The sequence below is a fragment of the Halodesulfovibrio sp. genome, assembly GCF_015482765.1.
In the GTDB taxonomy this organism is placed as follows: domain Bacteria; phylum Desulfobacterota; class Desulfovibrionia; order Desulfovibrionales; family Desulfovibrionaceae; genus Halodesulfovibrio.
The window spans coordinates 58,575-67,472 of the sequence record NZ_JADMLB010000016.1; the positions used below are offsets into that span (position 1 = coordinate 58,575).

The 8,898-nt window shown below is 45.5% G+C and carries 9 protein-coding genes and 1 rRNA gene; 7 read left to right on the top strand and 3 right to left on the bottom strand.

The annotated features are described in order from the left end of the window. Nucleotides 1-53: 53 nt before the first annotated feature. Together aroL and QZY95_RS02550 are read right to left on the bottom strand one after the other, a co-directional pair. The gene (aroL, locus tag QZY95_RS02545; protein WP_290918983.1) at nt 54-587 is read right to left on the bottom strand and encodes a shikimate kinase AroL; all 534 of its coding nucleotides are present in this window, start codon (nt 585-587) and stop codon (nt 54-56) included. A gap of 4 nt (nt 588-591) precedes the next feature. Beyond that, on the bottom strand, nt 592-1,326 hold the full coding sequence (locus QZY95_RS02550) for a hypothetical protein (RefSeq protein ID WP_290918986.1): 735 nt from the start codon (nt 1,324-1,326) through the stop codon (nt 592-594). A gap of 196 nt (nt 1,327-1,522) precedes the next feature. On the opposite strand from QZY95_RS02550, the gene QZY95_RS02555 reads away from it, so the two are divergent. The 7 genes from QZY95_RS02555 (at nt 1,523) to QZY95_RS02585 (ending at nt 8,422) form a co-directional block, all read left to right on the top strand. Next, complete coding sequence (locus QZY95_RS02555; RefSeq protein WP_290918988.1) at nt 1,523-2,761, top strand: MltA domain-containing protein; 1,239 nt, start codon at nt 1,523-1,525, stop codon at nt 2,759-2,761. Nucleotides 2,762-3,145: 384 nt separating this feature from the next. Beyond that, on the top strand, nt 3,146-4,573 hold the full coding sequence (gene nhaC, locus QZY95_RS02560; RefSeq protein WP_290918990.1) for a Na+/H+ antiporter NhaC: 1,428 nt from the start codon (nt 3,146-3,148) through the stop codon (nt 4,571-4,573). 16 nt (nt 4,574-4,589) lie between these two features. Beyond that, entirely contained in the window at nt 4,590-6,152 is a 1,563-nt protein-coding gene (locus tag QZY95_RS02565; protein ID WP_290918992.1) for a sulfatase, read from the top strand. A gap of 52 nt (nt 6,153-6,204) precedes the next feature. Then, on the top strand, nt 6,205-6,882 hold the full coding sequence (locus QZY95_RS02570) for a Crp/Fnr family transcriptional regulator (protein ID WP_290918994.1): 678 nt from the start codon (nt 6,205-6,207) through the stop codon (nt 6,880-6,882). A gap of 20 nt (nt 6,883-6,902) precedes the next feature. Continuing rightward, on the top strand, nt 6,903-7,217 hold the full coding sequence (locus QZY95_RS02575; protein ID WP_290918996.1) for a thioredoxin family protein: 315 nt from the start codon (nt 6,903-6,905) through the stop codon (nt 7,215-7,217). 21 nt (nt 7,218-7,238) lie between these two features. Further along, a complete protein-coding gene (locus QZY95_RS02580) occupies nt 7,239-8,156 on the top strand; it encodes an FAD-dependent oxidoreductase (protein ID WP_290918998.1) in 918 nt (305 codons plus the stop codon). A gap of 2 nt (nt 8,157-8,158) precedes the next feature. After that, entirely contained in the window at nt 8,159-8,422 is a 264-nt protein-coding gene (locus QZY95_RS02585; protein ID WP_290919000.1) for a hypothetical protein, read from the top strand. A 385-nt stretch (nt 8,423-8,807) separates the two neighbouring features. Here the strand turns inward: QZY95_RS02585 and rrf are convergent. After that, nucleotides 8,808-8,898, bottom strand: a 5S ribosomal RNA gene (rrf, locus tag QZY95_RS02590); the annotation flags it as partial.

The window sequence follows — 8,898 nt, forward strand, 5'->3', positions numbered from 1 at the left end:
GCTCTCCTCGCATCGTGTTAGGAAGGTATTTTTATTGATTATGGATTATCTAACTATGAAACTGGTTTAGTTTCAAGTAGTTCAATGATGTTATCAATAATTTCTTTCACCTTCTGTGTTCCATCAATAGTGATATGAGCAGATTCCAAATACAAATGCATACGAGCATCAAGGACTTCCGCTATTTCATCCACTAACGATTTTCCGGTCAAAGAAGGGCGTTGTGCCTCCAAAGGATCTGCACTCAACCGTCGTGCAAGTTCGGCCGGAGGTACATTGATAAATACCACAATCCCGTTTTCACGCATAGCCAATCGATTTTGCTCCCGAAGCACCATACCGCCTCCAGTTGCAATCACTTGTACTGACTGACTGGTTGCTGCAAGCAACGCTTCAGATTCAAAATCTCTAAACGTATCCCAACCATCCGCTTCAACTATCTCGGCAACACTCTTACCCTGCATCTCGCAAAGCAGTGCATCAGTATCAATAAATCCCCCACCTAACCGTTCTGCAAGCCCTACCCCTACAGATGTTTTTCCACATCCGCGGGAACCGATAAGGTAGATCCGTGTCCTGCTGTCCATCTGATTACCTGCTGTACGTTAGATGTTTCGCGATAGCATGCTTCAATAATTCAGCAGCATTTCCTTCTACTGAATTGTACGCCAGAGGCAACGTTGTCCATCCTCCTGCAGCAAGCGGTATTTCAAACGAAGTCGCAATATGCAGCAATACCCGATTATAGGCATCATGCACCGCATCCTGACACTTCAACACATATTTTAGGCTTGAAGGATTCATTCTGCACCATAAACGCATTTTTTTAGAAATCCATGTACGGCAGACCATCGGACGCGCCTCATAGCACGTACATTCATCATTCAACAAAAACGGGCAGGTTGCTGTAAGTTTTTTTGTCAACGCTCCCAGCTCGTCCCACTTATCTTCCTGCAACGCCTTCCAAAGTACTGGCTGTTGAGGCGCAAAGTTTTTCTGCCATGCAGGAAAACTTTGCGAGAATGCTGTCTCTATTGCTTCACCTTCCATACAGTGCAGACAGGCAACCGCTTCAAAAATATCCATAAAAATCGGCTGGGAACAACAAAAACTGCACCCCTTGGCGCACGTCTGTGTATGCTGCGGAGTTTCTCGCTCTACAGAATCATCAACAAATTTCCAAAATCCCCGCATCATCGCAGCAATGCTGCCCGCGGCCTCTTCGGGGGTTTCAAAAAGCAGTTCCGGTAATGCTTCCGAACCGTTAAACAGCGCAGTAAACGTTTCTTTGCGAATAATTCGCTCTTGTCTTGTCTCTGAAACCAAAATGAATCCTTATCCGTTATACCATATACAGCCAGCTACACGCACAAGGGTATAACCAACCAATATTACGGCAGTTACTGCCAATAATCACAGCTGTAAAAGCTCTTTTCCGCTAAAAAGGTACTTGCGGTTCGTGCTTTGAACTCAAAATGTTCCATGCTACAGAAGTTAACCAATACTGTACTGGAGGAAGAAATTGACTGTCAGAAATATTACCCGAACTCTATCTGCACTACTTATTATCAGTACTCTATTCTTTGCAGGGTGCAGCCAGTCTCCCCCACCAATCGAAAAAACAGAACCGGTTGATCCTGTAAAGGAACAGCCTGAAGGCTCGCGCTTTATCAAGCTGACTGATGCTGAAGCCTGTACTGTGAGTCAAACGCTCACAATTGGCAAACAAGGAATGCAGTCATGGATGGATTTTGCACCAGCCTTGGAGCGATCTGCGTATTACGTTTCCAAAAAACCTCAATCCAAACTTGCTCTCAACAAGTACGGATTGAAAGTTTCATGGAAAACTCTTGCCACGTCTATCGAGCGACTGCAAATGCTCTTGCCCAAATTAGACAAAAATCCAGAACTACTGGCACAGCACTTCACGTTCTACAGAATTGATGCTGATCCTTTGTTTACTGGATATTATGAACCGGCACTGATCGCGAGTTTAACCAGAAAGCCGGGATACGCATACCCTCTGTATGGCAAGCCTTCTGATTTACTTACACTGAACCTCGGTGATATTCACCCCCGCTGGAAAGGGCAACGTGCGCAGTATCGGATTGACTCCGGAAAAGCTGTCCCATACTTCGACCGCAAAGCCATTGACATGAAAGGCGCCCTTGAATCCCGTAATCTCGAAATTGCATGGGCTAAAGATCCTTTGGACATTTTCTTCTTACAAATCCAAGGGTCTGGACGTCTTATTCTGGAAGACGGTTCCACAAAACATATTCTTTATGCCGGTAAAAATGGACGACCTTACGTATCGTTAGGCCGTGTCATGAGAGATAAAGGATTACTGCCTAAAGACGGCATCTCCATGCAAGCTATCCGCAAGTACTTTGATGAAAACCCGGAAGATACATATAAACTTCTTGCAACTAATCCTAGTTACGTTTTCTTCAGACTTGCAGACAGCGGTCCTTACGGCTCCATGGGACAACCGTTGACACCGCGTGTATCCTTAGCAACCGATCCATCTTTTATTCCATTAGGCAGCATGTTCCTTTTTGATGTGCCTATGCCGGAAAAGGATGAGAAAGGAGCATTCCGGTATGGAGACCACCTTAAAGGGTTAGGACTTGCTCAAGATACCGGTGGAGCAATTAAAAAACACCATCTGGATTTCTTCAGCGGATATGGAGAAGATGCCACGTGGATTGCCGGTCATATGAACACGAAAGGTGCTGTCTGGCTCCTGTTACCCAAATAATCTAATATACAATTTGCACACAAGCTGTTTCTAACTCCCTTGCACGACAGAGAATTGTTCTCTCTGTCAATGTTACGCGCAACCGTCAGCACCCTTAAAGCTGCACGGAGCCTGACATCCTTGGGGTGTGCAAAGACATAGACGTTCGTCATCAATCAAGGAGAGCACCTGCTCTCCTTTTTTTATTCAACGTGTTGTGTTTGCAACAGACTCTTGTGTTTGATTGTAGCAGGGTTGTTCCTCACGAACGTTTCGTTGGTGAAACAGATACATATTCGCTGTGAAAAAAGGAGGAGGAATGGAGCGAGATTGGGAGTACCGCTTCTTATTATTCCTGATTTGGTAAAGCGCATTACCACTACTCCCTTGCTGTAAGGAGTTGTTATGAGCTCAGAAAAAAGAAAGCCGTCCCTGTTGTGGGCGCTTCTCACTTTTTCCCTTCCTGTTGCTGTAATTCTCTACGGAACCGTTATCATCGGAGTACGCCCTCCGGTGCTTCCGTTACTGGTCGCTGTGGTGCTCGCAGGCATCATGTCCTTACGCATCGGGTATTCATGGGATGAGCTGCAAGAAGGCATGCTGTCTGCTGTAGGGCGGATTCAGTTAGCTGTTGCGATTCTTATGATCGTAGGAATGATTATTCCGGCATGGATGGCGTCAGGTACTATCCCTGCTATTATCTACTGGGGACTCAAATTTATCACCCCCGAACATTTTCTTGTCTCTACATTTATCCTTTGTGCAGTCGCATCGCTGGCAACCGGAACTTCCTTCGGTACTATGGGAACAATCGGCGTCGCACTCATGGGAGTAGGCGGGGCAATGCAGTTTGATCCGGCATGGACGGTCGGTGCAATTGTTTCCGGCGCGTACTTCGGTGATAAAATGTCTCCGGTATCAGATTCAACAAACATTACCGCCACTGTGTGCGGTGTTCCGCTTTTTACACATATTTCATCCATGCTCTGGACAACTGTTCCGGCAGCGCTGATTACGCTTGTGGCCTACTGGCTTCTTGGCTCCACACACACCGGAGACTCCGGAAGTGTTGCGAACATAAGCACAATTCTCAGCAATCTGGAAGCCTCTTTTAATTTATCACCTGTTGCATTCATTCCTCCGGCACTGATGATCATTCTTGCATACAAACGTTTCCCTGTATTGCCTGTTATGATCGTCTGCCTTGTCAGTGCATTGGCTATCGCTATGTTTGAAGGTGCTACCATTGCAGAACTCGCCGGCCAAATGACTCGCGGCTACAAAGCAACTACCGGTTCTCCGGAACTTAACAAACTTCTTTCCCGTGGTGGTCTTATGAGCATCATGGTCACAATACTTCTGCTCACAAGCGGAATGGCTTTTGGTGGAATTCTGGAAAAAGCTCGTGTTCTTGAAGTACTGCTCGACGCTATGCTTCGCGGTGCAAAGTCAGCTACCAGCCTTGTAGGCGCTACACTGGCTGCTGCGTATATCATCCTGCTTGGAACTGGCAGTCAGATTCTTGCTGTTGTTGTTCCGGGACGTGCATTCAGTGATTCATATGAAAAAGCAGATATTGCCCCGCAAGTGCTTTCAAGAACTTGTGAAGATGCAGGCACACTTGGCTGCCCGCTTGTTCCATGGAGTGTTCATGCGTTTTACATCCTTGGTGTGCTTGGTGTAAGCGCTGTAGATTTCATGCCATACGCTTTTTTCAATTACACAATTCCGTTTATCTCCATGGCATGCGCTGCCACCGGTTTCGGGATTTTTAATACGAAAGGCGAACAGGTTAAACCTCTAACCTTGAGTAAAGACAGTAGCACAGCATAATCGTAAAGGATTTACTATGCCTCGGAAAAACATCAAAAACGTTTTATTCATCATGCTCGACACCCTGCAGTTCAACTACCTAGGCTGCTACGGGAACAAAGAGGTGAAAACCCCTAATCTGGATAAATTTGCAGAAAAGGGCTTCCTCTTTGAAAATGCATACAGTGAAGGACTACCTACCATCCCTGTCCGCAGAGCATTGATGACCGGACGTTTTACACTGCCATATAGTGGGTGGCGTCCTCTTACGACAGAGGACACCACCATTACTGATATGCTTTGGTGCCGCGAGGTTCAAACCGCACTCGTATATGATACCCCCCCTATGCGCCTTCCGAAGTATGGGTATTCACGCGGTTTTGACTACGTGCGCTTTTGTAACGGACACGAACTGGATCACGAAACATTCAGTAATATTCACCTCGATGACAAGTTCAAGGGGGAAGACTTTCTCTCCCCTGAATGGCTCAAAAAGAATGCTGATGGTGAATATGATGAGTCCAGCAAATCACTGATTCGTGAAACAGAGTGCTATCTGCGTCAACGCCAAAACTGGCAGTCAGACGCTGATAACTACGCCTCTGTTGTTATCTCTGAAGCTGATAGCTGGATTAAAGAAAAACGTGATCCAAACCGTCCGTTTTTCCTCTGGTTGGATTCGTTTGATCCACATGAGCCATGGGACCCACCATCTGTATGGGAAGAACGCCCATGCCCGTACAATCCGGACTACAAAGGAAACCCTCTTCTCATTGCCCCTTGGACAGAAATTGACGGCGTAATGACCGAAGAAGAGTGTGAACACATCCGGGCACTGTATGCAGAAAAAGTAACGCTGGTTGACAAATGGCTCGGAAAGCTCTTCGACTCTCTCAAGGCGCAAGGACTTTGGGAAAAAACTATGATTGTCGTTACATCAGATCATGGTCAGCCAATGGGGAACGACGAGCATGGTCACGGTCTTATGCGTAAATGTAGACCTTGGCCGTACGAAGAGCTTGTCCACGTTCCTCTTCTTGCCCATGTTCCGGGACTTGAAGGCGGGAAACGTATTGATAGCTTTGTTCAAAACGTCGATATAACCGCTACGATTCTCGATGCATTAGGTCTTACAGAATCTCATGCGTTAGAAGAGACAGGCCATGAGGGTATCAACACATTTGATGCAGACGACCTTCAGGGAATGAGCCTTCTCCCGCTAATGCGAGGTGAAGTTGATAAGATTCGAGACTTTGCAATCGCAGGATACTACGGTATGTCATGGTCTATAATATCTCATGATTATAGCTACATCCATTGGTTGCAACGAGAAATCGATACAGATTCCATGAATAAAATCTTTTACGACGGTTCAGGCTCCGGTGGTAACGCCGGTGAACAATCAGCTAAACTGGAAGTAAAAGAAGAGATGTGGACATGTGTGCCGGGTGCGGAAGTTTCAGTACCTCAATCTGATGAACTTTATGACCGTCGCTCCGACCCGTTCCAGCTTACCAATATTATTGATGACAATCCGGAAAAAGCCAAAGAGATGCTTCAAAAGCTGAAGCTCTACATTGGTGAACTCCGAACAACATAATGTACTGATAACGAGAACCGAATCGGCTCTCTTGTATTGAGAAGGATGAAACATGCTGACACACGATGTTGACGAATTCTGGAGAGTTCACGTTGATAGCAACGCCTGGGAGCAGGTTTTGCACCTCGGAAGAAAAAAAGAATTCAAGCATGGTGAAGTGATCATCAATGCAGGAGAGCTGGTTCAGGAACTCTGTTACCTGCAATCTGGCATTGTGCGCATGAAGCGCACATCATGGGACGGTGCGGAAAAGATAATCATGCACATTGAACAAAACTCACTGTTCAGCGAAGCACCATTCTTTATCAACAGACCAATCAGAAGCTACTTTACATGCTATCAGGATGCCACTGTATACTTCTTTTCACGGCAAACTGTGGAGAACATGCTTCCAGAGTATCCGGAAATAGCGAAAGACATCATCCGTACATTATCGGAAAAACTTAGCGTGCTCAGTAACCAGTCTGCTTCACTTGGGCTGGATTCACTCGATCAACGCATTATTAAATTTATCCTCCTGCGCTACAACTCCATGCCTCTTCACGCAAACGAGGTGGTTTCATTGGGGTCGTTACGTATGAAAGATATCGCAAGTATCCTCGGTGCTCACCGAGCAACCTTGTACAAGTCACTAAAAGAACTCGAAAAGGCAAAACTCATTAAGATGTTGCCTAAAAACAAGGTACAAATTCTAGATGTCGAAGGTCTAGCTGCCCTTGTTTACGAATAAATATATAGGGAGATGTAATCATGAGTACAATCATCCAGCTTCCCAAAGAGCACGTTGAAAACTTTTTTGCTTCCATTTCAGATGCAATCGTTTTTTTTCATAAAGAGCTGTGCCCGCATTGCAAAAACATGGAAAAAGTTCTGGAAAAATTTTCTGCAAAGCACCCTTCTGTTGAACTGTACAGCGTTGACAGTGAGGCACACCCGGAACTGCTAAAAAAACTCTCTATAGAACGTGTCCCGACACTGGCTTTTATTCGTAATGGTGAAGTTATTAAAGTCCATACAGGTCTTATGAACCCTCGTGAACTAAAAGCATTCTACGCTTCTCTGTAAAGCTGCGAAGTAGGACTAACAATGAGTACAACTCACGACATCATTATTCTGGGTGGCGGCGTAGCTGGTATGACTTCTGCCATCTATGCTGCACGCGCCAACCTTCGTGTACTTATTCTTGATGAAAATGCATGCGGTGGACTGGTCAACTGGACCAAAGTTGTTGAAAACATGCCTTCCTACACAAGTATCGGAGGAATGGAGCTTGCGGAACGAATCAATACTCAAGTGGAAGCACTCGGTGTTGATATTGAAGAAGCTGCATGCATTGATTCTATCGACCTCACAGGAGCTATAAAAGTAGTTGAGGCAGATGACGCCAAATACACAGCAAAAGCTGTAATCGTCGCTACAGGGCGCAAACCTGTCCCTTTAGAGGTGGCTGGAGAGTGCGACAACGTCCACTTCTGTGCAATTTGCGACGGAGCGGCCTATAAAGGAAAAAAAGTTCTTGTTGTCGGTGGAGGAAACAGCGGCTTTGACGAGGCTGTAGCTCTTCTTGACCAAGGTATTAAAGAACTCCTCCTCATTGAAAAAATGGATAAATTCTTTGCAGCTCATACCGCGCAAGATCTGCTCGCCTCAAAAGATAATGCAACCATCGAACATTCAACGGAAGTCATTGAAGTTTCGTACTCTGAAAAACTTCACTCGGTAACGTTACGGAATGTAGCTACTGGAGAAACCCGTGAACACGAATGCGACGGTATTTTCGTATTTATGGGGCAGGAGCCTGGAACAGAAATATTTGCTGATCAGCTGGCGCTGGACAGTGACGGATATATTGAGACAGACGAACTAATGCAAACTTCCCTGACAGGAGTTTATGCAGCAGGAGATGTCCGTCAGAAAAAATATCGCCAAATTACAACTGCAATGTCTGACGGCACCATCGCTGCCCTTGAAGCAGAGCGCTTTCTTCACAGTACGGCAGAATAGCAATGAAAACACTCCAGATAACTATTCTGGATCAGAATACCTCCAAAGCACAGCAAGCATCTCAGCACCTACGTACACTGTTAAAACAGGCTAATGTAGAAGCACAAATACAAGAGGTTACTTGCTACTTAGAGATTTCTCGACGTGGTTTGCAAGATAAAACGCCAGTAATAGCTGTAAACAACCAAAACTTTCAGTGCAAAGACCTTAGCCAAGACCTGCTCGCCCAGTTCGCACAATGGCTTTCAACCTTGCCAACTGATTAAATATGCACCTCCAGAATATCTTAGCCATATTCTGTTATGAGATGGTTCGTGATTGAATAAGTTCCCACCACGAACATCTTACAATAAAGAGCCCTATCACAGCTGATAGGGCTCTTTTTTACGCGCTAACTCTCAGTTTCTTATTTGTCCTACTACATCTAAGAAATAGTATCGCACTGCTCTCGTAGCGTTTCTCTAATGGACAAAACAACCAAGCTTCAAACGGTTTTGGCTAGCCTACAAAAGAAATTGCGCAGACTTCACTTAGTAAAGAGAAAGAGGTCATTGAAAGAAGAATAGGGAGGCAATGTAAAGCATTGATGAAGTAAATATAAAAACAAAGAAAGCCCATTAGCTGTGTAGCTAACGGGCTTTCAGAAATAAATCTTGGCAGCGACCTACTTTCCCACAGGCTCCCCTGCAGTATCATCGGCGATGGTCGGCTTAACTTCCGAGTTCGGAATGGGATCGGGTGT

What these genes read in the sequence shown, in the direction of transcription:
- aroL (WP_290918983.1), bottom strand. Translation starts at nt 587, where the DNA reads ATGGACAGCAGGACACGGATCTACCTTATCGGTTCCCGCGGATGTGGA.
- nhaC (WP_290918990.1), top strand. Translation starts at nt 3,146, where the DNA reads ATGAGCTCAGAAAAAAGAAAGCCGTCCCTGTTGTGGGCGCTTCTCACT.
- QZY95_RS02565 (WP_290918992.1), top strand. Translation starts at nt 4,590, where the DNA reads ATGCCTCGGAAAAACATCAAAAACGTTTTATTCATCATGCTCGACACC.
- QZY95_RS02570 (WP_290918994.1), top strand. Translation starts at nt 6,205, where the DNA reads ATGCTGACACACGATGTTGACGAATTCTGGAGAGTTCACGTTGATAGC.
- QZY95_RS02575 (WP_290918996.1), top strand. Translation starts at nt 6,903, where the DNA reads ATGAGTACAATCATCCAGCTTCCCAAAGAGCACGTTGAAAACTTTTTT.
- QZY95_RS02580 (WP_290918998.1), top strand. Translation starts at nt 7,239, where the DNA reads ATGAGTACAACTCACGACATCATTATTCTGGGTGGCGGCGTAGCTGGT.
- QZY95_RS02585 (WP_290919000.1), top strand. Translation starts at nt 8,159, where the DNA reads ATGAAAACACTCCAGATAACTATTCTGGATCAGAATACCTCCAAAGCA.